This is a genomic window from Pseudoduganella sp. HUAS MS19, from assembly GCF_053615455.1.
Map to the genome: position 1 here is coordinate 5,848,198 of NZ_CM132133.1, position 24,883 is coordinate 5,873,080.

At 62.8% G+C, this 24,883-nt stretch carries 24 protein-coding genes; 8 read left to right on the forward strand and 16 right to left on the reverse strand.

Annotated elements, in window-relative coordinates:
- Positions 1-6: 6 nt before the first annotated feature.
- The 4 genes from ACWBU6_RS26725 to ACWBU6_RS26740 form a co-directional block, all read right to left on the reverse strand.
- Positions 7-249 (reverse strand): hypothetical protein, encoded by a 243-nt coding sequence (locus tag ACWBU6_RS26725; protein ID WP_452646355.1) that lies wholly within the window; start codon positions 247-249, stop codon positions 7-9.
- Between the two features lie 12 nt (positions 250-261).
- Positions 262-1,725 (reverse strand): DUF4331 domain-containing protein, encoded by a 1,464-nt coding sequence (locus tag ACWBU6_RS26730; RefSeq protein ID WP_452646356.1) that lies wholly within the window; start codon positions 1,723-1,725, stop codon positions 262-264.
- Positions 1,726-1,791: 66 nt separating this feature from the next.
- A complete protein-coding gene (locus tag ACWBU6_RS26735) occupies positions 1,792-3,264 on the reverse strand; it encodes a cyanophycinase (RefSeq protein ID WP_452646357.1) in 1,473 nt (490 codons plus the stop codon).
- Positions 3,265-3,344: 80 nt separating this feature from the next.
- Positions 3,345-3,860, reverse strand: coding sequence for a hypothetical protein (locus ACWBU6_RS26740; protein WP_452646358.1), 516 nt, complete (start codon positions 3,858-3,860; stop codon positions 3,345-3,347).
- 62 nt (positions 3,861-3,922) lie between these two features.
- On the opposite strand from ACWBU6_RS26740, the gene argH reads away from it, so the two are divergent.
- Positions 3,923-5,320 carry an argininosuccinate lyase gene (argH, locus tag ACWBU6_RS26745; protein ID WP_452646359.1) on the forward strand — a complete coding sequence of 466 codons (1,398 nt, stop codon included), beginning with the start codon at positions 3,923-3,925 and terminating at the stop codon, positions 5,318-5,320.
- Here the strand turns inward: argH and ACWBU6_RS26750 are convergent.
- The 3 genes from ACWBU6_RS26750 to ACWBU6_RS26760 all read right to left on the reverse strand — a co-directional run bounded on the left by ACWBU6_RS26750 (position 5,302) and on the right by ACWBU6_RS26760 (position 6,854).
- Positions 5,302-5,793: a hypothetical protein gene (locus ACWBU6_RS26750; protein WP_452646360.1), complete on the reverse strand. Its 492-nt coding sequence runs from the start codon at positions 5,791-5,793 to the stop codon at positions 5,302-5,304. The two genes, argH and ACWBU6_RS26750, sit on opposite strands and share 19 nt — an antisense overlap.
- Positions 5,790-6,458 carry a class I SAM-dependent methyltransferase gene (locus ACWBU6_RS26755; protein WP_452646361.1) on the reverse strand — a complete coding sequence of 223 codons (669 nt, stop codon included), beginning with the start codon at positions 6,456-6,458 and terminating at the stop codon, positions 5,790-5,792. The genes ACWBU6_RS26750 and ACWBU6_RS26755 overlap by 4 nt, the downstream gene beginning before the upstream one ends.
- Positions 6,459-6,539: 81 nt before the next feature.
- Positions 6,540-6,854: a metalloregulator ArsR/SmtB family transcription factor gene (locus ACWBU6_RS26760; protein WP_452646362.1), complete on the reverse strand. Its 315-nt coding sequence runs from the start codon at positions 6,852-6,854 to the stop codon at positions 6,540-6,542.
- A gap of 253 nt (positions 6,855-7,107) precedes the next feature.
- On the opposite strand from ACWBU6_RS26760, the gene ACWBU6_RS26765 reads away from it, so the two are divergent.
- Together ACWBU6_RS26765 and ACWBU6_RS26770 are read left to right on the forward strand one after the other, a co-directional pair.
- A complete protein-coding gene (locus tag ACWBU6_RS26765; RefSeq protein WP_452646363.1) occupies positions 7,108-7,650 on the forward strand; it encodes a TRAP transporter small permease subunit in 543 nt (180 codons plus the stop codon).
- The gene (locus ACWBU6_RS26770) at positions 7,647-9,347 is read left to right on the forward strand and encodes a TRAP transporter large permease (protein WP_452646364.1); all 1,701 of its coding nucleotides are present in this window, start codon (positions 7,647-7,649) and stop codon (positions 9,345-9,347) included. The genes ACWBU6_RS26765 and ACWBU6_RS26770 overlap by 4 nt, the downstream gene beginning before the upstream one ends.
- Before the next feature lie 42 nt (positions 9,348-9,389).
- On the opposite strand, the gene ACWBU6_RS26775 is transcribed toward ACWBU6_RS26770, so the two are convergent.
- The 3 genes from ACWBU6_RS26775 to ACWBU6_RS26785 are packed head-to-tail and all read right to left on the reverse strand — an operon-like array spanning position 9,390 to position 10,946.
- Positions 9,390-9,860, reverse strand: coding sequence for a hypothetical protein (locus tag ACWBU6_RS26775; RefSeq protein ID WP_452646365.1), 471 nt, complete (start codon positions 9,858-9,860; stop codon positions 9,390-9,392).
- 5 nt (positions 9,861-9,865) lie between these two features.
- Complete coding sequence (locus tag ACWBU6_RS26780; protein ID WP_452646366.1) at positions 9,866-10,243, reverse strand: glyoxalase superfamily protein; 378 nt, start codon at positions 10,241-10,243, stop codon at positions 9,866-9,868.
- Positions 10,244-10,283: 40 nt separating this feature from the next.
- Positions 10,284-10,946, reverse strand: coding sequence for a hypothetical protein (locus ACWBU6_RS26785; protein WP_452646367.1), 663 nt, complete (start codon positions 10,944-10,946; stop codon positions 10,284-10,286).
- Between the two features lie 348 nt (positions 10,947-11,294).
- Between ACWBU6_RS26785 and ACWBU6_RS26790 the strand changes: the two genes are divergently transcribed.
- The 3 genes from ACWBU6_RS26790 to ACWBU6_RS26800 all read left to right on the forward strand — a co-directional run bounded on the left by ACWBU6_RS26790 (position 11,295) and on the right by ACWBU6_RS26800 (position 17,887).
- Positions 11,295-13,817 (forward strand): M4 family metallopeptidase, encoded by a 2,523-nt coding sequence (locus ACWBU6_RS26790; protein ID WP_452646368.1) that lies wholly within the window; start codon positions 11,295-11,297, stop codon positions 13,815-13,817.
- Positions 13,818-14,012: 195 nt separating this feature from the next.
- Positions 14,013-16,535, forward strand: a complete 2,523-nt coding sequence (locus ACWBU6_RS26795; protein WP_452646369.1) for a M4 family metallopeptidase — start codon at positions 14,013-14,015, stop codon at positions 16,533-16,535.
- A gap of 116 nt (positions 16,536-16,651) precedes the next feature.
- On the forward strand, positions 16,652-17,887 hold the full coding sequence (locus ACWBU6_RS26800; protein ID WP_452646370.1) for a M24 family metallopeptidase: 1,236 nt from the start codon (positions 16,652-16,654) through the stop codon (positions 17,885-17,887).
- 15 nt (positions 17,888-17,902) lie between these two features.
- On the opposite strand, the gene ACWBU6_RS26805 is transcribed toward ACWBU6_RS26800, so the two are convergent.
- Entirely contained in the window at positions 17,903-18,346 is a 444-nt protein-coding gene (locus ACWBU6_RS26805; RefSeq protein WP_452646371.1) for a DUF2846 domain-containing protein, read from the reverse strand.
- Positions 18,347-18,355: 9 nt separating this feature from the next.
- Positions 18,356-18,757 (reverse strand): hypothetical protein, encoded by a 402-nt coding sequence (locus tag ACWBU6_RS26810; protein ID WP_452646372.1) that lies wholly within the window; start codon positions 18,755-18,757, stop codon positions 18,356-18,358.
- A 42-nt stretch (positions 18,758-18,799) separates the two neighbouring features.
- Between ACWBU6_RS26810 and ACWBU6_RS26815 the strand changes: the two genes are divergently transcribed.
- Positions 18,800-19,309 carry a hypothetical protein gene (locus tag ACWBU6_RS26815; protein WP_452646373.1) on the forward strand — a complete coding sequence of 170 codons (510 nt, stop codon included), beginning with the start codon at positions 18,800-18,802 and terminating at the stop codon, positions 19,307-19,309.
- Positions 19,299-19,565 carry a hypothetical protein gene (locus tag ACWBU6_RS26820; RefSeq protein ID WP_452646374.1) on the forward strand — a complete coding sequence of 89 codons (267 nt, stop codon included), beginning with the start codon at positions 19,299-19,301 and terminating at the stop codon, positions 19,563-19,565. Before ACWBU6_RS26815 ends, ACWBU6_RS26820 begins: the two co-directional genes overlap by 11 nt.
- A gap of 102 nt (positions 19,566-19,667) precedes the next feature.
- Here ACWBU6_RS26820 and paaZ read toward each other — a convergent pair whose 3' ends face one another.
- From paaZ to paaK, 4 genes are read right to left on the reverse strand one after another with little or no spacing between them, the layout of a single operon-like run.
- Entirely contained in the window at positions 19,668-21,713 is a 2,046-nt protein-coding gene (paaZ, locus tag ACWBU6_RS26825) for a phenylacetic acid degradation bifunctional protein PaaZ (protein WP_452646375.1), read from the reverse strand.
- A gap of 14 nt (positions 21,714-21,727) precedes the next feature.
- A complete protein-coding gene (gene paaY, locus ACWBU6_RS26830) occupies positions 21,728-22,345 on the reverse strand; it encodes a phenylacetic acid degradation protein PaaY (RefSeq protein ID WP_452646376.1) in 618 nt (205 codons plus the stop codon).
- A 2-nt stretch (positions 22,346-22,347) separates the two neighbouring features.
- The gene (pcaF, locus tag ACWBU6_RS26835) at positions 22,348-23,562 is read right to left on the reverse strand and encodes a 3-oxoadipyl-CoA thiolase (protein ID WP_452646377.1); all 1,215 of its coding nucleotides are present in this window, start codon (positions 23,560-23,562) and stop codon (positions 22,348-22,350) included.
- Between the two features lie 2 nt (positions 23,563-23,564).
- Positions 23,565-24,875, reverse strand: a complete 1,311-nt coding sequence (paaK, locus tag ACWBU6_RS26840; protein WP_452646378.1) for a phenylacetate--CoA ligase PaaK — start codon at positions 24,873-24,875, stop codon at positions 23,565-23,567.
- Positions 24,876-24,883: the final 8 nt, after the last annotated feature.

Here is a 24,883-nt window from a genome sequence, read left to right on the forward strand (position 1 = left end):
CCGCCCTCACTCTACAGCTACCGGCTCGGCGCCGTCCGCCAAGGCCAACGGCGCTCCTTCCACGTCGGCCGGCTCGGTGGACTCGGGCGTGCTGCGAACCAGCACGAGCAGCGCCGAAGTGAAGGTGTCGGCTGGTGGCGGCGCGACCGGTGACTGGTCAGGCATCGACATCGCCGGCGCGGCTGCGCCGCCACCGCCGCCGCAGCCGGCCAACAGCAGCGCCGCAAGCACAAGACAAAAGCGTTTCATGGCCTGGCCCTCCTATTGCTGCGGCGAGCCGGGAATCGGCGTTTTCAGGTAAGGGAAGCCAGCGCTGAAATAGCTGTCGTCCAGGAAAGCGCCATCGGTGAAGCGGATCGCGCCCGCCGGCGCATCGGCAGGCGCGCAGCCGATATTCAGCGTGCACAGCTTGCCCATGACCACGCGCAAGGCGATATCCACCACGTCATCGCCCGGCCGGCGCCCGTTGGGGAAGCCGGCGTTGTCGCCATCGATCACGCCCAGGCGCTTCTGCGCTCCCTTCGCAACCGGGGCGATCGCGGTGTTCAGCCGCAGCATCTCCGATGCCTTCACGCGCGAAGGCTGGTTCAACCCCGGCACGCCGGTAAGGAACACCGTCACCAGGTCGTTGCGCGGGAAGTTGGTCGGCGCCTTGGCGCCCGCACTGCCGAACAGCACTTCGACCAGGGCCGGCAAGGTCGGATTGGTGACGTAGTCCACAAACTGTCCATCCTGCGCCGGCTTGCTGTGGTTGAAGCGGTCCTTGTCCGCCAAGCCGACCACCACCTCGTTCACCAGCGGCATGCCGAGCCGCGACACCTGCGTCCACGCTCCACCCTCCTTCGAGCCGCCATTCGGCTTGATCAAGCGGCCCTGGCGCAGGCTGGCCGTGGTCCAGCCGCCGATCACCGGCTCCGTGCCGGCGGTCAGGCAGGAGGCCGCCACTTCCAGCTCAATCGAAGTCACGTTCTTGTCGTACAGGTCGTCGCGCGCGTTCCTCTCTGCGTTGGCGAGGAACTCTACTGCCGGCGCCTTGATATTGATCAGGTCAAAGGTTTCCCCCAGGTTGACCACGAAGGAATCCTTACGCTGCCCGACAAACATGCGTGCCGGCACCGCGCAGCCGGGAATATTCACGCTGTACACATGCTTGCCCGCGTAAGCTGCGTAATCGGGAATCGACTTGTTGCCGATATTGTCGATCGGCTTGTCGAACACCGTGGCGCCGCTGCCGGCCATGCGCACGGACTGGCGCACGCCGCGCCGGTCGCCGCGCACCAGGTCCACCGTGTAGGTTTCGCGCACGTTCAGACCGGCCGCATTGACTTCATTGATGGGTCCGCCATTGATTACCAGCGGAATCGGCACCTTTTTGCCGCCCACGGTGAACGCGGCATTCTTGAACGTATTGGTGAAGCGGAACTGGAAACTCAGGTCTTCCCGCGCGTCGCCATTGTTGTCGATGTGGATCTCGTACAGCGCATCAGGATCCATCATGAAATAGTTCGGCCCGCCGTACGCATCCTGCAGGGGCACGTAATTGGCGATCAGGGTCACGAATTGCTCGCGCCCCGGTTCATAACTGCGGAACATGTAGAAATCTGTCCCGTCAACCTTGGGTTCGCGCGCGATGAACGGTGCTTCGCGGTGGCTCGATGCCTGCGCTGCCGGCGCCAGGGCCGACAGCAGGGCTAATTGGACAGCAGCTTGCTTGATGGGTGCCATGGTTTCCTCCCGAGTGGTTGGTTGCCCTGGCATATACGCAGCGCCGGCGCTGCCGGATTCAAATCCTCATTTATATTTATAGAGCGGCCGCGTGATTTCGATAGGCCGGATATCCAGCCGGATATTCAGCACCGAATACGCCTCGGCAACGCTGGAGACATAACCCACGCTTTCCGGCGTCTTGGTGAAGCGGAATTCGAAGCCGACCTCGGTCCCGCTGGCACGCGGGTTGCCGCTGGCGATGCCGATTGCCTCCTCCTGGTTGCTGTCGATCAGCCGTTCCATCAAGTCGATCACAGCGTTGTTGCCCAGCACATCGTTGCTGAACACTGCACCCCGGCCCAGCGTACGGGTTGGGTCGATCCGGCCGCCAGCCTTGTCGTTGGACGGCAGGAACATATGGGTGCCGATATTGAACTTGTCCCCGCGGTCGAGATAGCTGATCACGGCATTGCGCACGCCAAAGTGCGGCGTCTCCCTGTCCCATTCCGCGCGCGACAGGTCGATCAGCAAGGCGCCCTTGTAGCCGATGATCTCCACCTCGCGCTGGGCATTGACCACCATGGCGCTGTCCTCGTCGATGCCAAGTCCGATCTGGTAACCCTTGGCCAGCATGGCGGGGATCATGCGCGCAAAGCGCCCGCGCACCAGCAAGTGCTGGTCCACGAACACGTCGTCGCCGATGAAGCCCAGGCCCGGGCCCAGCTCGCGGCCATCCGCAATACCGGTCTGCAGCATGGACAAGATGGCCTTCGGATTGGCGAACATGGTGCTGCTCATGATGGCCGCGCCGGCAGAAGAACCGGCGACCACACCGCCGCGGCGGTACACTTCCCATACCGCTTCCAGCACCGCGGTCTGGGTGCCGTCTTCACGCAGCAGCGCCTTGGTAATGCGCCCCTGGTCGCCACCGGCGAAGTAGATGCCGTCCGCTTCGCGGATTCTTTTGGCCAGCACGGCATCGTCCGCATTCTTCCTGTAGTCGCTGCCCGTCAGGCGCACTGCAACGGGTACCAGGAAAGCATCCGCACCCCACTTGCGCAGGTAGCCGATGATGGTCTGGGCCGAGCGCTCCGGATTGCCGGCCGCCGAAGGGAACACCGCGATGCGCGAGCCCTTGCCGCCAGCCAGTTTCACCACCCGCTGCCACACGTCCGCATTGTCGCCGCGCAGGCCGCCGCCGATGATGACCAGCGAACCCTGGTGCGCCGCAACGGGTGAAGGCGCGATCGCAGCCGATCCGCCGCTGACGGTGGCGCTGGCGCCGGCCACGATGCGCACGGGGGCGACCGTGTCGGGCAGGATTGCGGGAGTCGAAGGCGGTGCAGTTGGATGTCTGGACGGCGCCTCCGGCGGCGGCGTGGTGCTGGTGCGGCCGCTGGCGGCAGGAAGGGGATTCTTGGGCGGCGCTTCGCGGGCATGGATCGGGAGACCGCATGCGGCTAGCAAGGCCAGGCCCAAACGGGCCAGGCCGGCGGGGGAGTACAGCTTCACGATGGCCTCCTGTTCTGCTTGCTCGCTGGCATCGCTGCTAGACATCTGAGTAATACCTTTCCCACAGTGTAGCCGGACCCAACGGCGGAGTAAAACCCTATCGCGTATCCGCGCACACTTAATTTTTATTGCGGCTTCAGGTAGCGCTCGGGCAGCGGGGTCTTCGCCCCTTCCGGCTGCCACAAAAGTTGTGAAATCCACCAGCGCTTGCCGTCATTGACCAGCTGGATCGAATTGATGCCGCGCACAAAAGGCTGGTCCGCCGGCGCATGACGCGCCTCATAAGTACTGAAAACCTGGGCAATCTGTCCATATTCCTCGCCCTTGCGCGCCACTTCGGACTCGTAAAAACCTTCCTTCGCAAACACCGGCGTCACGCGGGTGATGTAGTCCTCCAGCGACAGGACCCGGGTATTGATCGCGCCATCCTTGCCGCTGCTGTGCACCACCATGCGGCCATCGTTGCGGAACAGGGAACGCAGGCGGTCCCAGTCCCGCGCCTTGCCGGCAGGGCCGGAAATGGTGTCGTACAGGGCGGCCACGATGCCGTCCACCGTCGCCACGTCGGACGGCCGCGCCCCTTGCGCCAGGGCGCTACTGCTGGCCAGCACCAACAGTAGCAAACTTGCTAACTTCTTCATTGACTCTCCTACTAATTTATAATCGTTTGAATTTCTCGTGCAAATCTCACCGCAAAGCCACTATGACAGATCAATTCTCCAAGAAGGCCGAAGCCTGGTCCGCTCGCTTCTCCGAACCTGTTTCCGACCTCGTGAAACGTTACACCGCCTCGGTGTTTTTTGACAAGCGCATGGCCAAGGCCGACATCCAGGGTTCCCTGGCCCACGCCGACATGCTGGCTGCGCAGGGCATCATCCCGGCCGCCGACCTGGCCGCGATCCAGAAAGGCCTGGCCCAGGTCGGCGCCGAAATCGACGGCGGCCAGTTCGAATGGCAGCTTGACCTGGAAGACGTGCACCTGAATATCGAAAAGCGCCTGACCGAGCTGGTTGGCGACGCCGGCAAGCGCCTGCACACCGGCCGCTCGCGCAATGACCAGGTGGCCACCGATATCCGCCTGTACGTGCGCTCGGCCATCGACGACATCACCGGCCTGCTGCAGCAGCTGCGCGGTGCCCTGGTCGACCTGGCCGAAAAGAACGCCGACGTGATCCTGCCGGGCTTCACCCACATGCAGGTGGCGCAGCCGATCACCTTCGGCCACCATATGCTGGCTTACGTTGAGATGTTCGGCCGCGACGTCGAGCGCATGCAGGATTGCCGCAAGCGCGTGAACCGCCTGCCGCTGGGCGCCGCGGCGCTGGCCGGCACCACCTTCCCGATCGACCGCCTGCGCGTGGCCCAGACCCTGGGCTTCGACGATGTGTGCCACAACTCGCTGGATGCGGTATCCGACCGCGACTTCGCAATCGAGTTCACCGCTGCCGCTTCGCTGGTCATGATGCACGTGTCGCGCATGTCGGAGGAACTGATCATCTGGATGAGCCCAAGGGTCGGCTTCATCGACATCGCCGACCGCTTCTGCACCGGCTCCTCGATCATGCCGCAGAAGAAGAACCCGGACGTGCCGGAACTGGCGCGCGGCAAGACCGGCCGCGTCTACGGCCACCTGATGGGCCTGCTGACCCTGATGAAAGGCCAGCCGTTGGCCTATAACAAGGACAACCAGGAAGACAAGGAGCCGCTGTTCGACACCGTCGATACCGTGGTCGATACCCTGCGCATCTTCGCCGACATGGCCGGCGGCATCACTGTCAAGCCGGAAGCGATGCGCTCGGCCGCACTGCAAGGCTATGCCACCGCGACCGACCTGGCTGACTACCTGGTGAAAAAGGGCCTGCCGTTCCGCGATGCGCACGAAGCGGTGGCGCACGCTGTGCGCGCCTGCGATGACCTGAAGATCGACCTGGCCGACATGTCGCTGGACCAATTGCGCGCCTTCTCGCCGCTGGTGGGCGAGGACGTGTTTGCGGTACTGACGCTGGAAGGCTCGGTAGCGGCGCGCGACCACGTCGGCGGCACGGCACCGAACCAGGTGCGTGCGGCTATCGCACGCGTGCGTCAGCAGCTGGCGGGTTGAATCTTGCGGGCATGGCGAATGCTTTCCGCCATGTCCCCCATGACGAAGCGGTGCATGGAACGAATGATGTGATCCACGATCAGCCGGCGCACCAGGTTGCCTGATCCCTTGGGCTGATAACTGGTGGCCATGCGCACCAGCGTCCGCCCGTCCGGCATGCTTTCCAGGTTGATGCTGCCGCCTTGCAAGTCAAGGTGGCGCCGGAACTGCTCGCTGGCATCCGTCACGCTGAATTCGAGCGCCGCGTTGTGCTCCGATTTCGTGATGCGCTTCATGATGTACTGCTCGTCGCCGTACTCGCAACGGCACAAGGTGCCCACGGTCTTGTGGTCGCCGACTGTCCTCACAGGCAAAGGCAAGGTCCATCGCAGGAACCAGTTTGGGCGGGCTTTGACTTCCTCATAAAAGCATACTTTGTCCCATACTTCCGCGATATCGGCGTTGATAATGCGTTCCGTTCGAGCGATGTTCATCTTGTAGCACCCCTATGGTTTTTAGCAGTAAAGAAAGCGTTACATCCAACCAGCCAGACCTCGGCCTGGCTGAATCGTTGCGATAATTCGGCATGCAGGGAATCCAGGGAGTCGCCGCGGTTGTTCACCACCTTCAGCCGGTTCATGAATCCCATCAGGACCCTGGCGTGCCAGGACATGACCGCGCCATTGCCGATCAGCGTGTAGCCGAACAGCGTCGTCGCGGGCGTGCACAGCGGCGCGATGGCGTCGAAAATCCGGCCCTTGTCCCGCATCGTTCCCGGCGCACAGTGGATCAAGCCGCCGATGCAAACCGAATCGACCTTGCGCCCGATGGCAATGGTCTCGAAGGCATTGCGTACGAAGCAGTCCGGCGAATAGCGCTGCAGGCGCTGCGCCGTGTGGCGCAGGCAGTTCCGATTCAGGTCGATCAGGGCGATCTGCTGCTCGCTTGCATCAAGCCCGGCATGGTCAAGGAAGTACCCGGTCCCCACGCCGATATCCGCGTGGCGCAGCCCTGCGTGCCGGCGGTAGATGTCGACGTAATGCTGCCCTGGGCACTTCCAGAAGCAGCGGGTGAAAATCCCGATCACCAGGAAATCGTACAAGTGGAGAAAAAAAGGCGTGTAAGCCTTGATCCCGTTTCGGTACGTTCCGACGTCCATACACCGCCCCTTCCGAAAAAAAGCATGCAGAAGCCCCTGGCCTGAAATCGGCCATGCCAGCAGTCCATGTGTATTGGCGAATTACGCTTCGCTGGCCTTTTTCCTGGCCTTGCTTTCGCGCTTGAGAGGCCCGGCGGCCGGGCACAGCGCAAAGGCAAACTGCGTCAGCGTATTCACGAGGTTGTCGGGCACCAGCCTGTAGTACACGTACTGGCCGCGACGCTCGCTGCTCACCAACCCTGCCCCTTCGAGGACGGATAAATGACGGGAAACCGCAGGCGCACTCATTTCAAAGCGGGCAGCAACCTCCCCAGCCGTCATCTCATGTTCAGAGAGATAGGCGAGAATCAGTCGCCGCGGCGACGATGCCAATGCTTCAAATACTTTGTCCGACATGCTGGTTTTCTGTTGAGGGCGCCGCAGTGCGCGGCGGAGCCTCTAGTCTATACCCGAAGGGCGCTCCAGCCAATGCCGGAGTACTACCTTTTCTTTAATTAAGCATTTAACGAATATCTTAAATATTTAATTGTCCCCCGTCCAGCTTTTTTGCATGGTTACAATGGCAAGTTCGCAATATCGCTGGTGGACGTGATTCGTGCGCAGAAGGCTGATATCCTTGCAACAACTAATCCAATAATCAGGAGATGCAATGCAGGGCTTTCTCAAGCTGTCGCATTGGCTCGACCGCATCGGCTATCGCTGCGGGCAACTGGCCAATGTGATGATCCTCGCTTCATGCTTCATCAGCGCCAGCAACGCCATGATCCGTTACGGCTTCGACTGGAGCTCCAACGCCCTGCTTGAAATGCAGTGGTACCTGTTTGGCGCCGCCGTCATGCTGGGCGCCAGCTACACCTTCCAGCGCAATGAACACGTGCGCGTCGACCTGATTTACGGCCATGTCTCCGAACGCAAGCAATTGTGGATCGACGTCTTCGGCATCATCTTCTTCCTGTTCCCGGCCTGCGTGCTGTTTGCCTGGCTGTCTTGGCAATCGCTGTTCCTGCCTTCCTGGGCCATCATGGAACAATCGAGCAACGCCGGCGGCCTGGCGCGCTGGCCGATCAAGTTCATTGTCCCCTTCGGCTTTGCCCTGCTCACGCTGCAAGGCTTGTCTGAACTAATCAAGCGCATCGCCCACCTCGCGGGCCGGGCAAACCTGGACAGCAAATACGAAAGGCCAGTGCAATGATTCCGTTGGAGATGATGCCGCCCCTGATGTTCGGCGGCCTGGTCGTATTCATGCTGGTCGGTTTCCCGGTGGCGTTCTCGCTGCTGGCGGTGGGCCTGTTCTTCGGTTTGATCGCCATCGCCGAAGGCTTTTTCGGCGTGCCCTTCCTGCAGGCGGTGCCGCAGCGCATTTTCGGCAGCGTGCTGGCCAATGACCTGCTGCTGGCCATCCCCTTCTTCACCTTCATGGGCGCAGTGCTGGAGAAGTGCCGCCTGGCGGAAGACATGCTCGACTCCATGGGTCGCCTGTTTGGCGGCGTGCGCGGAGGCCTGGGCTACTCGGTGATCATCGTCGGCTTCATTCTCGGCGCGATTACCGGCACCGTAGCGGCGCAGGTGATCGCCATGGCCATGATCTCGCTGCCGGTAATGATGCGCTACGGCTACCACATGCGTTATGCCACCGGCGTGCTGGCCGCCTCGGGCACCATTACGCAGCTGGTGCCACCATCGCTGGTGCTGGTGGTGCTGGCCGACCAGCTCAAAACCCAGACCGCAGCCGCCGACGTGGGCAGCATGTACCTTGGCGCCTGGGGTCCTTCGCTGATGCAGATCGGCCTGTTCGCCCTGTATACCTTTGCCCTGTCGCGCATCAAGCCGGCATGGCTGCCAGCTGCGCCGCAAAGTGAACTGGGGCCGCGCGGCTGGGCACTGTGGAAGCAGTGCCTGCAAGGCATCGTGCCGGCAGCAGTGCTGATCTTCATGGTGCTGGGCACCATGATGCTGGGTGTGGCCACCCCAACCGAGTCGGGGGCCATGGGTGCGCTGGGCGCGGTGATCCTGGCGGCGCTGCGCCATCCCGAATTCAACCGGCGCGACAAGATCTTTTTCCGCGTCGGCATGGCGGCCTTGTTCGCTGCCGCCTTGCTCGGCGCCTTTGTCGATGGCGCCAAGCCTATGGTGCAGGGCGCGCTGGGCGTGCTGTACGTGTGCGTGGCATGGGTGGTGTTTCGTGCCAGCCGTATCAAGCCACTGCGCGAACTGATCGTCCTGAGCTACCAATCCACCATGCGCCTGACCGCCATGGTGGTGTTCATCCTGATCGGCTCCACCTGCTTCTCGGTGGTGTTCCAGGGCGTCGATGGCGGGGTGTGGGTCGAACACCTGTTCAACGGCATCCCGGGCGGCTGGATCGGCTTCCTACTGGTGGTGAACCTGTTCGTGTTCTTCCTGGCTTTCTTCCTCGATTTCTTCGAGATCGCCTTCATCGTGGTGCCGATGCTGGCGCCGGTGGCGCAAAAGATCCTGGCGCCGCAGCTGGAACCGATGATGGGCAGCCCGGAGGCGGCGGCATCGGCGGCCCTGGTATGGTTCGGCGTAATGCTGTGCGTGAACATGCAAACCTCCTTCATGCATCCCCCGTTCGGCTTTGCCCTGTTCTACCTGCGCGGCGTGGCGCCGAAAGAAGTGAAGTCGTCGGATATCTACTGGGGCGCGCTGCCCTGGGTCGGCTTGCAAATGCTGATGGTGCTGCTGGTGGCTGCGCTGCCGCAAACCGTTACCGCCTTCCTCGACCGGGGCACGGGCGGCAAGGTGGAATCGGGCGACCTGCGCATCGAGCAGCCGGCGCTGCCTGATTCGCTGCCGGCGCAAAAGCAGGACGAGGAACAGCCGCCGGAACTCAATTTCTCGCAGCCGGAAGAAGAGAGCAAGAAGTGATGGCAGGCGCCGGCGCAGGCTGCGCCGGCGCATCGGCCGGAATCAGTCCAGCGGACCGCAGGCGGCCTTGGTGTATTCGGCTTCCAGCTTGTCGATGTCGTTCTGGGTCCTGGACATCGCATCGAGCTGGGAATTGCGCCGGTTATCGTTGCGCTGGCCGTACAGCTCCGCACGGCGGGTGCGCAGCGCGTCGCAGCTCTGCTTGGGTGCCGGCTTGCTGTCGGCAACATCGCGCGCCGGCTCCGCTTCCTCCCTGCTCTTCTTCTCGCGCGCCTCGCGGTTGCGCGCCGCCAGTTCGTCCGCACGCTCACGGTCTTCCTGGGCACGCGTCTGGGCCGCCTTGACCTGGGCCGCGGTTGGCGGCGGAGGTACGTCAAGGGCTTCCCCGCCTTTGGCGCACGGCATGGACTGGTATGTCACCTTGCCGTCTACCGTACACTTGAATAGCCCCTGCGCGCTGGCCTGCGATACGGCGGCCATGCCAAGGACTGCGAACAACAGCGCTTTCTTCATTGCGCTTACTCCCAATGGGTCTGGGTCAAAAATTTGAGCCGGTTGTTGTCTGGATCGAGAACGGACATGACGCGCAGGTCCGCTCCCAGGTCATTGTTCGGCGCTTGCTCGACGTTTACGCCGTACTCCAGGAAGTCGTCATACAAGGCATCGACGTCCGGAACATAAAAGTGTACCAGTCCGCCGGCTTGGCAGTCGCCCGAATGTTCTGAAAGGAAAATTTGCATGCCGTCGAGCATCATCGCGGCAAACGCCGGCAAGCCCGGCTCAAAGTGCTGGGTCCACTCCTCGCGAAAGCCAAGCGATTCATAGAACGGCTTGCTGGCGGCGTAGCTCGTCACCCGCAATGCCGGCACTACCCGCTGCGTGTCTTTCAAGCCCATGCTGGCTCCCCTGTAGGTTCTCCTTACAGGGAAGTGTACATCAGTGCTTGTGCGCGATCATGTTGGAGAGGACGCTGAAGGCGGCGCCGGTATGTTCCTTCTCCAGCAGCAGGGTGAGCTCGGTGTGGGTCGAGATCAGGTTGATCAGATTGACCTTGTCCCATGCCAGCTTTTTCAGGATGGCGTGGTAGATCCCCGGCGTGCGCCAGGAATCGGCGGTCAGTTGCAGCGTGACGGCGTTCAGGTTCTCCAGCCGCGCCAGCAGGCGTTCGCTGGCGAAGATCTGTTCGACCAGGCCGATGAACGGGCGGCTGCAGATCACCACCACTTCTTCGCTGCCGCGGGTCACGGTCAGGTACAGGCCGTGGCCGGTACCGGAGCGCTCCAGCAGCTGGCGGTGGCAGTCATCGATGCGGTCCGAGCGGCGGAAGGTGAACTCGACGAGGTCGGTGCGTGCCGTCAGCTGGCCGGACTGCTGGGCCAGCACCAGTTCCTGGGCATCCTTGTCCGGCAGGCGTCCGGCCACACGGCGCAAGGCCATGACCACGGCCGCCTGGCCGACAGGCTTCCACAGGTCGTTCTGGAGCTGCGGCTGCAGCTGGCGCGCCAGTTCCGACAGGTTGATCAGGCCACGACGCAATCCTTCACTCAGGAAGGGCGACTCCGTGACGATCCTTTCGACTTTGGTAGATATAGACAACATGAGTGATGCGCCCTCACTAAGTAGTACGTCAAACGAATGACGGGCTAGTGTAAATCGCAAAATTCAACTAGTGCAACATGAGTGTGACAATTTGATACATATTTCTGTTGCGTCAAACACGAAACTAGAAAATACCCTCTATTTCGTTGTAACTTCCCTACAAATCGCCCCAATCGTGCGCCATTTGGTCGCAAGGCGAGCTAGTTAAGCAACGCGGCAAATGTAATCAAATGTCTAAAACTGAACAAAAAGTGTAGAGCCGACTTATTTTGCAACTTTTTTGACTTGCATAAGGAACAGGCATAACTTCCCGCTCTCCCTACAACCCCACGCTCACAAGGAGAGCTGATGAAACTTCGCAAAAGCCTGCTGGCTGCAGCCGTAGCCGCTTCTTTCGCCCCCGCATATGCAGGCGTCCTGCCAGAAAACATGATGGCCGCACCGGCCCAGCCGATGAGCCTTGAAGCCAAGGCCAACCTGGCTTCCCGCCTGGATGCGCGCCGCGCCGCTGCTGGCCTGGACAGCGAGCATGGCTACAAGATGCGTGAACAACACCCTGGCGTCAACGGCCAGCGCGTCCTGCGCGCCGATCACACCTTCCAGGGCCTGCGCGTCTTCGGCTCCGATTCCGTGGTCGTTACCGATGAAAGCGGCGACATCGTCAGCGAGTCCGCTTCCGACCGCCGCAATGGCCTGGACACGCACCGTTCCGCCAGGGCCACCGGCAAGAGCGCACCTGAAACCACCCCAGCCTTTGGCGCCGACGAAGCGATCCGCATCGCCGTCTCGCGCAACGGCGGCAAAACACACCGCGTCAAGCCGCAAGCCGAACTGCTGATCTGGCCAGTGGTCAAGACCCAGCGCACCGCAGCTGCCGCCAACAAGGCCGAAAGCGCACTGAACGCACTGGACGTGGAAGACGTGGTCGACCACTACGAACTGGCCTATATGGTCAAGACGCGCATGAACAAGGATGGTCGTCCGGTGTTCCGCGACACCGTGATCAACGCCACCACCGGCGCCGTGATCAAGCAGTGGGATGCGCTGCAGACCGTGGTCGGCGTCGGGCGCAGCCAGTACAACGGCGATGTGCCGATCAACACCACCCTGTCCGGCTCCAGCTACAAGATGCTGGACTCCTCGCGCGGCGTGGGCGGCACCTTCGGCGGCATGGCGATCACCAACGCCAACCACTCGCCGGAAACCAACCCGCAGCCAGGCTCGATCTACACCAACAGCACCAACACCTGGGGCGACGGCCAGCAATACATCAGCGGCGGCAGCACCACCAACGCCAACGGCCAGACCGCTGCCGTCAATGCGCTGTGGGGCCTGATGAACACCTACGACACGCTGAAGAACGTGATGGGCTGGTCTTCGCTGGACGGCAACAACACCGCAACCTACATCGCAGTCCACGTCGACAACAACTACGACAACGCCTTCTTCGACCCGAACTGCAAATGCATGTACATCGGCGACGGCGGCTCCAGCTTCAACAACCTGGGATCGATCGACGTGATCGGCCACGAAATGGGCCACGGCGTGACCGACGCCACCTCCAACCTGACCTACTCCGGCGAGTCGGGCGGCCTGAACGAATCGAACTCCGACATCATCGGCGAAGCAGTGGAAGCCTATGCCCGCGCCGGCGGCACCGGCACCACCATCCCGTCGACCGGCAACGACTGGATGATGGGCAAGGAAATCGCCAAGAACGGCCAGCCGCTGCGCTGGATGTGGAAGCCATCCAAGGACGGCGCATCGAAGGATGCCTGGAGCAGCACCCTGGGCAACCTGAACGTGCACTACTCCTCCGGCCCGAACAACCGCATGTTCTACTTCCTGGCCAAGGGTTCCAACTCCTCCTCCTCGAGCGAGATGTACAGCCAGTACCTGAACAAGCAGCCGCTGGCCATGACCGGTATCGGCACCGACAAGGCCTTCCGCATCTGGTTCAAGGCCAACACCACCAAGTTCACCTCTTCGACCAACTACGCCAACGCGCGCCTGAAGATGATCGAATCGGCTGAACAGCTGTACGGCGTGGGCAGCCCGGAATCGATCGCGGTCAAGCGTGCTTACGCTGCGATCAACGTCGGCACCGACGTCGACGAAGCCGGCACCGGCAGCGGCGTGTCGATCAGCACCCAGCCGAACAACATCACCGTGGCAGCGGGCGGCACCGCCAGCTTCACCGTGGGCGCAACCGGCGGCACTTCGCCTTACAGCTACAAGTGGTACCGCAACGGCACCCAGATCTCGGGCGCCACTTCGGCTACCTACTCGTTCACCGCGCAATCTGCCGACAACGGCGCCGTGTTCAACGCCGTGGTGACCGATTCGTCTTCGCCGGTGAAGACTGCCACCTCGAACAACGCCACCCTGACCGTGGGCACCACCCAGCAAACCGAGAAGGTTGTAAACGGCGGTTTCGAGTCCGGCACGACGCCATGGGCCGGCAGCACCGGCGTGATCGGCAACTACAGCGGCCAGACCGCGTACGAAGGCACCCGCTTCGCATGGCTGGGCGGTAACGGCGCCACCGCTACCGAAGCGCTGTACCAGAGCGTGGCCATCCCATCGACCGCAACGTCGGCCAACTTCTCGTTCGCGCTGCATATCGATACCGCCGAATCGGGCAGCACCGCGTACGACAAGATGACCGTGACCGTGAAGAACTCTTCCGGCACCACCCTGGGCACCCTGGCAACCTATAGCAACGCGAATGCCGCCAGCGGTTACCAGATCCGCAGCTTCAACCTGCTGCCGTACAAGGGCCAGACCGTGCGCCTGCACTTCAACATGACCGAAGACTCGTCGCTGCAGACTTCCTTCGTGGTGGATAAGGTCAGCCTGCAAGTCCAGTAATCAGCGGATCAAGCAGCAAGACAGGGCGGCTTACGGGCCGCCCTTTTTTTTGCCGAGTCACTATAGGTATGTAATCTATTGTCTAAAAATATACAAAAACTGTAAAACTGACTCATTTCGCAAGTTTTTTGACTTGCACAAAAAACAGGCATAACTTCATCTCTCCCACCAACCCAAGTTCCCCAAGGAGAGTCGATGAAACTTCGCAAAAGCCTGTTGGCCGCAGCCGTAGCCGCCTCGTTCGCCCCTGCATTTGCAGGCGTCCTGCCAGATACCCTGATGGCCTCTCCAGCTCAGCCGATGAGTGTTGAAGCCAAGGCGAACTTGGTATCGCGCCTGGAGTCCCTGCGCTCCGCAGCCGGCCTCGATAGCGAGCACGGATACAAGCTGCGCGAACAGCACCCGGGCGTCAACGGCCAGCGCATCGTGCGCGCCGACCACACCTTCCAGGGCCTGCGCGTATTCGGTTCCGATTCCGTCGTTGTCACCGATGAAAACGGCAATATCGTCAGCGAATCCGCCTCTGACCGCCGCAATGGCCTGGACGCTTCGCGCGCCGCCAAAGCTTCCGGCAAAGGCGCACCTGAAACCACGCCAGCCTTTGGCGCCGACGAAGCGATCCGCATCGCCGTCTCGCGCACGCCAGGCAAGCAGCATCGCATCAAGCCGGAAGCCGAGCTGCTGATCTGGCCAGTGGTCAAGACCCAGCGCACCGCAGCTGCCGCCAGCAAGGCCGAGAGCGCGCTGAATGCGACCGATGTGGAAGAGGTAGTCGACCACTACGAGCTGGCCTACCTGGTCAAGACCCGCATGAACAAGGATGGCCGTCCGGTGTTCCGCGACACCGTCATCAACGCCACCACCGGCGCCGTGATCAAGCAGTGGAACGCCCTGCAGACCGTAGTCGGCGTCGGCCACAGCCAGTACAACGGCGATGTGCCGATCAACACCACCCTGTCCGGCTCCACCTACAAGATGCTGGACACCTCGCGCGGCGTGGGCGGCACCTTCGGCGGCATGGCAATCACCAACGCCAACCACTCGTCGGCCAACAACCCCAACCCTGGCGCGATCTATACCAACAGCACCAACACCTGGGGCGACGGCCAGCAATACATCAGCGGCGGCAGCACCACCAACGCCAACGGCCAGACCGCTGCCGTCAATGCGCTGTGGGGCCTGATGAACACCTACGACACGCTGAAGAACGTGATGGGCTGGTCTTCGCTGGACGGCAACAACACCGCAACCTACATCGCAGTCCACGTCGACAACAACTACGACAACGCCTTCTTCGACCCAAGCTGCAAGTGCATGTACATCGGCGACGGCGGTTCCTACTTCAACAACCTGGGATCGATCGACGTGATCGGCCACGAAATGGGCCACGGCGTGACCGACGCCACCTCCAACCTGACCTACTCCGGCGAGTCGGGCGGCCTGAATGAATCGCACTCCGACATCACCGGCGAAGTGGTGGAAGCCTATGCCCGCGCCGGCGGCACCGGCACCACCATCCCGTCGACCGGCAACGACTGGATGATGGGCAAGGAAATCGCCAAGAACGGCCAGCCGCTGCGCTGGATGTGGAAGCCGTCCAAGGACGGTTCGTCGCGCGATGCCTGGAGCAGCACCCTGGGCAACATCGACGTTCACTATTCCTCCGGACCGAACAACCGCATGTTTTACTTCCTGTCCAAAGGCTCGAACTCCTCCTCGTCGAGCGAGATGTACAGCCAGTACCTGAACAAGCAGCCGCTGGCCATGACCGGTATCGGCACCGACAAGGCCTTCCGCATCTGGTTCAGGGCCAACACCACCAAGTTCACCGCCTCGACCAACTACGCCAACGCGCGCCTGAAGATGATCGAATCGGCCGAACAGCTGTACGGCGTAGGCAGCGTTGAATCGATCGCCGTCAAGCGCGCTTATGCTGCGATCAACGTCGGCACCGACGTGGACGAAGCCAATCCCAACGTCGTGACGATCACCACGCAGCCGAACAACGTCACGGTCGCCGCGGGCGGCACCGCCACCTTCACGGTGGGCGCAGCCGGCGGCACCGCGCCTTACAGCTACGCCTGGTACCGCAACGGCACGCTGATTCCGGGCGCCACCTCGGCCACCTACTCGTTCACCGCGCAGACTGCCGACAACGGCGCCGTGTTCAAGGCCATCGTCAGCGACTCCTCGTCGCCGGCCAAGACCGCCACCTCGAACGATGCCACCCTGACCGTGGGCGTGATTCCGCCGACGAACGAGCTGATCGTCAACGGCGGCTTCGAGTCCGGCACTGCGCCATGGGCCGGCAATACCGGCGTGATCGGCAACTACAACGGCCAGACCGCGTACGAAGGCACCCGCTTCGCATGGCTGGGCGGCAATGGCACCACGGCTACCGAAAACCTGTACCAGACCGTGACCATTCCATCGACCGCAACCTCGGCCACCCTGTCGTTCGCGCTGCATATCGACACTGCGGAAAGCGGCAGCACCGTGTACGACAAGATGACCGTGACCGTGAAGAACTCTTCCGGCACCACCCTGGGCACCCTGGCCACCTACAACAACACCATGCCGGCCAGCGGCTACCAGATGCGCAGCTTCAACCTGCTGCCGTACAAGGGCCAGACCGTGCGTATCCACTTCAACATGACGGAAGACTATTCGCTGCAGACTTCCTTCGTTGTTGATAAGGTAAGCCTGAAAGTCCAGTAAGCTCACCCGCCTGGCCGGTGTGCGGCTATCGTCATCCACGGATACGATAGCTGCATAGCCGGCTTTTTCGCGTCCGGGCGGTGCTATGATGGCTCCCTTGTATTCAAGGAGGCAGCATGGGCATTGGTATTGGCGGCAAGACTATCGAAGAGGCATTGGCATCCCTGTCGGACATGACGGCGGGCGCCACACCGATCGGCAAGGACGAACACCTGGCACGTATCGAAAAGGCACAGGCCTTCATGCGCCAGCAAGGCATCGCGGCCATTTACATCAATGCCGGCTCCAGCCTGCTCTACTTCACCGGCACCAAGTGGTATCCGAGCGAGCGCATGGTCGGCGCCATCCTGCCGGCCCGCGGCGCGGTGGAGTACATCGCCCCCGCTTTCGAAGAAAACACCCTGCAGGACTTCATGCTGGTGGAAGGCGCGGTCAACTGCTGGCACGAGCACGAAAGCCCATACGCCTTGTTTATCGCAGTGCTGAAAAAGATGGGCATTATGCCGGACGCCGCACAGGCGCCGCGCATCGGCATCGACGAGAGCGCCGCCTTCTTCATCTTCGACGGCATCCGCCCGCTGGCGGAAGGCTACGCACTGGAAAACGCGCGCCCGGTAACGGCCCACTGCCGCACCCGCAAATCCAAGGCGGAAATCGCCCTGATGCAGCGCGCCAAGGACATGACGCTTGCCGTGCATATCGCCACCGCCAGCATCCTGCGCGAAGGCATCACTACCACCGAAGTCGCTGAATTCATCGACAAGGCGCACCGCAAGGTGGGCGCGCCGGCCGGCTCCTACTTTGTGATCGTGCTGTTCGGCGTCGCCAGTTCCTTCCCGCACGGCGTTTCGTATGTGCAGACGCTAAAGCAAGGCGACACGGTCCTGATCGACACCGGCTGCAAGCTGCACAACTACATTTCCGACATCACCCGCACCTATGTGTACGGCGAAGCCAGCGAGCGCCAGCGCGCCGTGTGGAATGCCGAGAAGGCGGCGCAACTGGCCGCCTTTGAAGCGGCCCGGCTGGGCGTGCCGTGCGAAGAAGTGGACCTGGCCGCGCGCCGTTCGCTGCAGGCTGCCGGTTTTGGACCGCAATACAAGCTGCCAGGCCTGCCGCACCGCACCGGCCACGGCATCGGCCTGGACATCCACGAATGGCCTTACCTGGTGGGCGGCGACAAGACCCCGCTGGACGTCGGCATGACGTTCTCGAACGAACCGATGATCGTGGTGCCGGGCGAATTCGGCGTGCGCCACGAAGACCACTTCTACATGGCGGAAGACGGCCCACGCTGGTTTACCAAGCCTTCGCACTCGATCGACGATCCCTTTGGATTACGGGCCGCCTGACGCCTGCGGGCTCGGTTAGTTGGCCTTGGCAGCGCCGGTGAAGCTAAGAGATGGCAGTTCCTTCTGGGCTTCGTCGGCGCTGACCAGTTCCGGGATCACGTGGCCAGCCAGCATGCCCATTTGCACTTTGGTGCGCACGTACTTGATCTCGCCCTTGTCCAGCACGAAGGTCAGCTTGTTGGTCGCTTCGGTGCTGGTGGCCGCTTCATGGCTGCCGGCGGCGGCGTCAACGAAGAAGTAGCCGCCCGGTACCGAATCGCCTACCGCAACGCCGTCCACCTTGACCGAGGGGCGCACGGCCGCACCCAACATGCTATCGACGCGGTAGAAGTATACGCGGCCCTGTTCCGCTGCCAACTTCGGCATCACGGATTCCTGTTGGGCGAACTTGGGGCCGGTCGCGGCGCAACCGGTCAACACTGCTGCAGCGGCAATCGCCGCCAGGGATGCAAACTTCATGTAAGTCCTTTAAGGTTTGAAAGAAAGGTGAACCGGATCTTGCGCTGAAAACGCGCGCTCCGCAGGCAAATAGAAACCAATCAGCTGGCCATCCCGGACCACGATCCAAGCTTCATGGATATGGCTGCCTTCCACTGTCAGCACGTGTTGGAAAGGGCGCAGAACTTCGCCTTGCGCGACCTGGCCGGCACGACGCCATTGGCTGCCCTCTTTCAGCGTGCGCCGGTAGCCCGTCGCCAGGCGCAGCGGTACTTCGGCTTCCAGCGTGAGCAGGCCGCCTTCTGCGATGGGCGTCATCGCGATGGGTTGGTGTACGACAGCGGCGCAGCCGCACAGGATTGCCGCGAGCAGCAGGAAGCAAGGGAAGGAAGATTTCATGGCGGGGCAAATGATAATCGCCAGCTTCGCCATAAATACTCACACATAAACACACTGTTGTAATTTTGGAACGCCATGTTGCCGCTGCAGCGCTTGCGGACAGCGGCGCGACTTCTCGCCCATTTCATACTGGCCGCACACTGGCGCGCTACAGTGCAGGCCATGGACATCTCTCATTCCCTGCAGCGCGTCGTGTACGCCCACCTTCTTGCGGTAAGCTGCGCCGCAGTCACTTTCGTCTTCGGCAATGAATTGTGGGACTTCGCCGTCAACGGCGACCGCACCTTCCGCTTTCCGCTTGCCACGCTTGTGCTGGCATGGATCATGGCATTCGCCGCTTCGGTCATGCCGTATGCTGCCGCGATGACGCTGGCCGTTCGCCGCAGGATCCGCAGCCCCTACTTCTTTATCGGCGGCGCAATCATCACCGGGCTGGCGTTCCTCCCGCTGCTGGCATGCGCCTACTCCCCACGTCACCTGTTGCGACTTGCCCCCATGCTCCTGATTGCCGGGCTCGCAGCGGGTAGCGCCTGCTCGCTTGTGCTAAAGTCGGCGCACGATGAAGATACTGTTCATGCTGTTTAGTGCGCTGCTCGTGGCGGCGCTGGTGACGGACCGGCTGCGGCAATGGCGCGGCCGAACGCGCAATCAACGCGGCGCCTGTGCACTGTGCGCCGCCGAAATCAAATGGAATACCTACGAAGAGCTGCCGTTGGCAAGCGGCGCTGGCGCGAAGATGCGGGTTTGCCAACGCTGCCATGCGCGCCATTACAAGTTGAAGTGGTCGGCAGTGGTGCTGATCATCCTGGCGTTTGCAGGCGTCGCGTATCTGATGGTGTAGCAGCGCTTCAAAAGAGTACTCGCCCGGAATGCTGAACCTGTTGCTTCAGATCGCCGCAAGCGGCGCCGCTGGCGGCACCGCCTGCTGGCTCGCACCGCGCCTTCAGGCGCGCTTGGACACCAGGGTGAGGATATCGTAGCTGGCTACGAGTTCCTCGTTCTGGTTGGTGACCTGCACGTCCCACGCCACAACGCCCTGGCCGCGGCCTTTGTCGTCGGTTCTGTTGCGGTCGACCTTGCGCTTGCAGGTCAGGCGGGCACGGATGGTGTCGCCGATCGCCACCGGGGTGATGAAGCGCAGGTTATCCAGGCCATAATTGGCCAGCACAGGGCCCGGCGCCGGCGACACGAACAGGCCGGCCGCAGCCGACAGCACGAAGTAGCCGTGGGCGATACGCTTGCCGAACTGGGTATCCTTGGCTGCGATCTCGTCGAAGTGCATGTAGAAGTAGTCGCCCGAAATACCGCCGAAGTTGACGATATCGGCTTCGCTCACCGTGCGGCGATGGGTCAGCAGCGAATCGCCGATTTCCAGGTCTTCAAAACACTTGCGGAACGGATGGATATCGCCTTCCTTGACCGCGCCGCCGCGCACATACTCGCCGGTGATGGCAGTCAGCATGGTCGGCGACCCCTGCACCGCAGCGCGCTGCAGGAAGTGGCGCACGGCGCGGATGCCGCCCAGTTCCTCGCCGCCGCCTGCGCGGCCGGGACCGCCGTGCTTGAGTTGCGGCAGCGGCGAACCGTGGCCGGTGGAGTCGACCGAAGCCTCGCGGTCCAGCACGTGCACGCGGCCATGCGAGGCAGCGGCAATCGGTACGGCGTAGGCGGCGGTGGCAGGGTCCCTGGTCACCAGGGTGGACACCAGCGAGCCCTTGCCGCGTGCGGCCAGCTCCAGCGCTTCATCGATGGAATCGTAGGTCATCATGGTGCTGACCGGGCCGAAAGCTTCCACGTCGTGCACCGCATCGTTGTCCAGCGCGTTGCGGCACAACAGCAGGGTGGGCGCGAAGAAGGCGCCGTGCTCGACACCCTGTCCCACCAGCTTCAACGCGCCCGCGCCGCCGAACAGGATTTCATTGCCCTGCGCCAGTTGCGCCACGCGTTCGGCCACATCGCGCTGCTGGTCTTTCGAGGCCAGTGCCCCCATGCGCACGCCTTCCACCGAAGGGTCGCCCACCACGACTTTGGCCAGGCGCTCGCGCAGTTTCTCCGCCACGGCGTCTGCATGCTGGCGCGGCACGATGATGCGGCGCACCGCGGTACATTTCTGCCCTGCCTTGGTGGTCATCTCGCGCTGCACTTCCTTCACGAACAGGTCGAACTCGGCATCGTCCGGGGTGACGTCAGGTGCCAGGATGGCGCAGTTCAGCGAGTCGGCTTCGGCCGTGAATGGTACGGAGCTGGCGATCAGGTTGCGGTTGGAGCGCAGCTTGGCCGCGGTGTCGGCGGAGCCGGTGAAGGTCACCACGTCGGCGCCGCCCAGGCGGTCCAGCAGGTCGCCGGTACTGCCGATGACAAGCTGCAGCGAGCCATCGGGCAGCAGGCCGGAATCATTGATCATGCGGATCAGGGCTTCGGTCAGGTAGGAAGTGGCGCTGGCAGGTTTGCCGATGCATGGCATGGCCGCCAGGAAGGACGGCGCGAACTTTTCCAGCAAGCCCCAGATCGGGAAGTTGAAGGCGTTGATGTGGACCGCGATGCCGCCGCGCGGCACCAGGATATGGGTGCCGGAGAAGCCGCCGCGCTTGCCCAGCGCCATGGCCGGGCCTTCATGCAGCACGTTCGACGACGGCAGCTCGCGGCTGCCCATGCTGGCGTATGCGAACAGGGTGCCGATGCCGCCCTCCACGTCGACCCAGCTGTCCGGGCGGGTGGCGCCGGTCAGGTGCGAGATGGCATACAGTTCTTCCTTGCGCTCCATCAGGTACATCGCCAGGGCTTTCAGGCGCTGGGCGCGGGTCTGGAAGTCCAGCTTCATCAGGGCCGGGATGCCGGTCTTGCGGCCGTAATGCACGGCTTCCGCGAAGTCCAGCTGCTCGGCGTGGGTGTGATAGATGACGCGGTTGTCCAGGGCGCTGTGCAGCGCGGTCGCCGCTTCCTTGCCTTGCCAGCGGCCGCCGATAAAGCTTTGCAGGGTGTGTACCATGTGTAGTCTCCGATTTACTGTTTATTGTCGAATGCTTGCTTATGCAGGTGCATCGGCAGCGAAGTGTCCCATTGCATGCGCTGGCGCCCCGGTGACGCCTCGCTGTCGGGCTGGCACTCCACCATGGTCTGCATCGAGCGCACGGCCAGTTCGTGGTACTGGCCGGTGCCCAGCGTTTTCCATGCGATCTCGCTGTCGCTGACCTGGCGCAGGATCTTGGCCGGTGCGCCGACCACCATGCTGCGCGGCGGGATTTCCATGCCGGCCTTGACGAAGGCCGCCGCGCCAACGATGCTCTCGGCACCGACCAGCGCGTTATCCATCACCACCGCGTTCATTCCTACCAGCGCATTGCGGCCGATGCGGCAGCCGTGCAGCACGGCGCCATGCCCGATGTGCCCGTCCTGCCCGACCACCGTGTCGCCCCCGGGAAAGCCGTGCATCACGCAGGTGTCCTGCACGTTGGCGCCTTCTTCCAGGATGAGGCGGCCGAAGTCGCCGCGCAGCGACGCCAGCGGCGCCACATAGCAGCGCGGGCCGACGATCACGTCGCCAACCAGCACCGCGGTCGGGTGCACATAGGCCGTCGGGTGCACCACCGGCCGTACGCCGTTGATTTCGTAGCAGGGCATGGTCAGGCTCGTTCGCAACGTTCGATAACCAGCGCGATGCCCTGGCCGACGCCGATGCACATGGTGCACAAGGCGTAGCGGCCGCCGATGCGTTCGAGCTGGTTCAGCGCCGTGGTTACCAGGCGGGCCCCGGAGGCGCCCAACGGGTGGCCGATGGCGATGGCGCCGCCGTTCGGGTTGATTCGGGCGTCGTCGTCCGCCAGCCCAAGGTCGCGGGTCACCGCCAGGCCCTGCGCGGCAAAGGCTTCGTTCAGTTCGATCACGTCCATCTGCTCGATGGTCATGCCCAGCTGCGCCAGCAGCTTCTTGCTGGCAGGCGCAGGGCCAAAGCCCATGACGCGCGGCGCCAGCCCTGCGGTGGCCATGCCAAGCACCTTTGCGCGCGGCTTCAGGCCGAACTTGTCGACTGCGGCAGCCGACGCCAGCAACAATGCGCAGGCGCCGTCGTTGACGCCGGAGGCATTCCCGGCGGTGACGGTGCCTTCGGGCTTGACCACGCCTTTCAGCTTGGCCAGCGCCTCGATGGTGGTATCGGGACGCGGATGCTCGTCGGTGTCGATCACCTTCGGCTCGCCTTTTTTCTGCGCGATGGTGACCGGCACGATCTCGCCCTTGAAGAAACCGGCTGCTTGGGCTGCGGCCCAGCGCTGCTGGCTGCGAATGGCGAAGGCATCCTGGTCGGCGCGTGCAACGGACCATTGCTCGGCCACGTTCTCCGCCGTCTCCGGCATGGAGTCGATGCCGTACTGCGCCTTCATCAGCGGGTTGACGAAACGCCAGCCGATGGTGGTGTCCTCGATCTTCGCACTGCGGGAAAAGGCGCTATCGGCCTTGCCCATCACGAAAGGAGCGCGTGTCATGCTTTCCACGCCGCCGGCGATGACCAGCTGCGCTTCGCCCGCCTTGATGGCGCGGGCCGCAATGCCCACCGCATCGAGCGAGGAACCGCACAGGCGGTTGATGGTGTTGCCCGGCACTTCCACCGGCAAACCGGCCAGCAGGCCTGCCATCCGTCCCACATTGCGGTTGTCCTCTCCGGCGCCGTTAGCGCAGCCGTAGTAGACGTCGTCCACCTGCTTCCAGTCCACGGCGGGATTGCGCGCCATCAGGGCGGCGATCGGGATCGCCGCCAGGTCGTCGGCGCGCACGCCTGCCAGTGCGCCGCCGTAGCGGCCGAACGGTGTGCGAACGGCGTCGCAGATGAATGCTTCGGTCATTGTTATTCCTTAGGTCGTTTGTCGATTACTCGTTTGGCCTTGCCGGTCGCCGTGCGTTCGATGCCGCCCACGCCAACCAGCGTAACGGTCGTGCTTACGCCGACATTGGTCTTGATGCGCTGTTCCAGCTCGCGCGCCACATCGCCAGCGTCGGCGCGGGCCAGCCCGGCGCGCAGTTCCACCAGCACTTCCAGCTTGTCGAGGTGGCCCTCGCGGCTCACCACGAGCTGGTATTGCGGCTCGAGCCTGGGCAGCTTGCAGATCTGTTCTTCGATCTGGGTCGGGAAGACGTTCACGCCGCGGATGATCAGCATGTCGTCCGAGCGGCCGGTGATCTTGCCGATGCGGCGCATCGAACGTGAAGTCGGCGGCAGCAACCGCGTGAGGTCGCGCGTGCGGTAGCGGATCACCGGCATGGCTTCCTTGCTGAGGGACGTGAATACCAGCTCGCCCTCTTCGCCGTCGGGCAGGACTTCGCCCGTTTCCGGATCGATGACCTCAGGGTAGAAATGATCTTCCCAAATCACCGGCCCGTCTTTCGATTCAATGCATTCGCTGGCAACACCGGGGCCGATGACTTCCGACAGGCCGTAGATGTCCACCGCGTCGATGCCGGCGCGCCGTTCGATCTCGCCGCGCATGGCATTGGTCCACGGCTCGGCGCCGAATATGCCGACCTGCAGCGATGACTTGGCGCAATCGAGGCCCTGGCGCTGGAACTCTTCGACGATGTTCAGCATATAAGACGGCGTCACCATGATGATCGACGGTTTGAAATCTTGGATCAACTGCACCTGCTTTTCCGTCTGGCCGCCGGACATCGGGATCACGGTGCAGCCCAGGCGCTCGGCGCCATAGTGCGCACCGAGGCCGCCCGTGAACAGGCCATAGCCGTAGGAGACGTGCACCATGTCGCCGGCGCGCCCGCCCGCGGCGCGAATGGAGCGTGCTACAACGTCGGCCCACATATCGACATCGCGCCGTGTATATCCGACCACGGTTGGCCGGCCGGTCGTGCCGCTGGACGCATGCACCCGGACGACTTTCTCACGCGGCACTGCAAACAGCCCGAAGGGATAGTTGTCGCGCAGGGTTTTCTTGTCCGTGAATGGAAACCTGGCCAGGTCCGACAGCGACTTCAGGTCGTTCGGATGCACGCCCTTCTCGTCAAAGGCCTTGCGGTAGTGCGGCACGTTCTCGTATGCGTGCATCAGCGACCATTTCAGGCGTTCGAGCTGGAGCGCCTGCAATTCGTCACGGCTGGCGCGCTCGATCGGCTCCAGGTCGGAAGGGGCGGGAATGCGTTGGACCACGGTGCTAC

Coding starts and splice junctions, on each gene's coding strand:
- ACWBU6_RS26725 (WP_452646355.1), bottom strand. CDS start 249: ATGAAACGCTTTTGTCTTGTGCTTGCGGCGCTGCTGTTGGCCGGCTGC.
- ACWBU6_RS26730 (WP_452646356.1), bottom strand. CDS start 1,725: ATGGCACCCATCAAGCAAGCTGCTGTCCAATTAGCCCTGCTGTCGGCC.
- ACWBU6_RS26735 (WP_452646357.1), bottom strand. CDS start 3,264: ATGTCTAGCAGCGATGCCAGCGAGCAAGCAGAACAGGAGGCCATCGTG.
- ACWBU6_RS26740 (WP_452646358.1), bottom strand. CDS start 3,860: ATGAAGAAGTTAGCAAGTTTGCTACTGTTGGTGCTGGCCAGCAGTAGC.
- argH (WP_452646359.1), top strand. CDS start 3,923: ATGACAGATCAATTCTCCAAGAAGGCCGAAGCCTGGTCCGCTCGCTTC.
- ACWBU6_RS26750 (WP_452646360.1), bottom strand. CDS start 5,793: ATGAACATCGCTCGAACGGAACGCATTATCAACGCCGATATCGCGGAA.
- ACWBU6_RS26755 (WP_452646361.1), bottom strand. CDS start 6,458: ATGGACGTCGGAACGTACCGAAACGGGATCAAGGCTTACACGCCTTTT.
- ACWBU6_RS26760 (WP_452646362.1), bottom strand. CDS start 6,854: ATGTCGGACAAAGTATTTGAAGCATTGGCATCGTCGCCGCGGCGACTG.
- ACWBU6_RS26765 (WP_452646363.1), top strand. CDS start 7,108: ATGCAGGGCTTTCTCAAGCTGTCGCATTGGCTCGACCGCATCGGCTAT.
- ACWBU6_RS26770 (WP_452646364.1), top strand. CDS start 7,647: ATGATTCCGTTGGAGATGATGCCGCCCCTGATGTTCGGCGGCCTGGTC.
- ACWBU6_RS26775 (WP_452646365.1), bottom strand. CDS start 9,860: ATGAAGAAAGCGCTGTTGTTCGCAGTCCTTGGCATGGCCGCCGTATCG.
- ACWBU6_RS26780 (WP_452646366.1), bottom strand. CDS start 10,243: ATGGGCTTGAAAGACACGCAGCGGGTAGTGCCGGCATTGCGGGTGACG.
- ACWBU6_RS26785 (WP_452646367.1), bottom strand. CDS start 10,946: ATGTTGTCTATATCTACCAAAGTCGAAAGGATCGTCACGGAGTCGCCC.
- ACWBU6_RS26790 (WP_452646368.1), top strand. CDS start 11,295: ATGAAACTTCGCAAAAGCCTGCTGGCTGCAGCCGTAGCCGCTTCTTTC.
- ACWBU6_RS26795 (WP_452646369.1), top strand. CDS start 14,013: ATGAAACTTCGCAAAAGCCTGTTGGCCGCAGCCGTAGCCGCCTCGTTC.
- ACWBU6_RS26800 (WP_452646370.1), top strand. CDS start 16,652: ATGGGCATTGGTATTGGCGGCAAGACTATCGAAGAGGCATTGGCATCC.
- ACWBU6_RS26805 (WP_452646371.1), bottom strand. CDS start 18,346: ATGAAGTTTGCATCCCTGGCGGCGATTGCCGCTGCAGCAGTGTTGACC.
- ACWBU6_RS26810 (WP_452646372.1), bottom strand. CDS start 18,757: ATGGCGAAGCTGGCGATTATCATTTGCCCCGCCATGAAATCTTCCTTC.
- ACWBU6_RS26815 (WP_452646373.1), top strand. CDS start 18,800: ATGTTGCCGCTGCAGCGCTTGCGGACAGCGGCGCGACTTCTCGCCCAT.
- ACWBU6_RS26820 (WP_452646374.1), top strand. CDS start 19,299: ATGCTGTTTAGTGCGCTGCTCGTGGCGGCGCTGGTGACGGACCGGCTG.
- paaZ (WP_452646375.1), bottom strand. CDS start 21,713: ATGGTACACACCCTGCAAAGCTTTATCGGCGGCCGCTGGCAAGGCAAG.
- paaY (WP_452646376.1), bottom strand. CDS start 22,345: ATGCCCTGCTACGAAATCAACGGCGTACGGCCGGTGGTGCACCCGACG.
- pcaF (WP_452646377.1), bottom strand. CDS start 23,562: ATGACCGAAGCATTCATCTGCGACGCCGTTCGCACACCGTTCGGCCGC.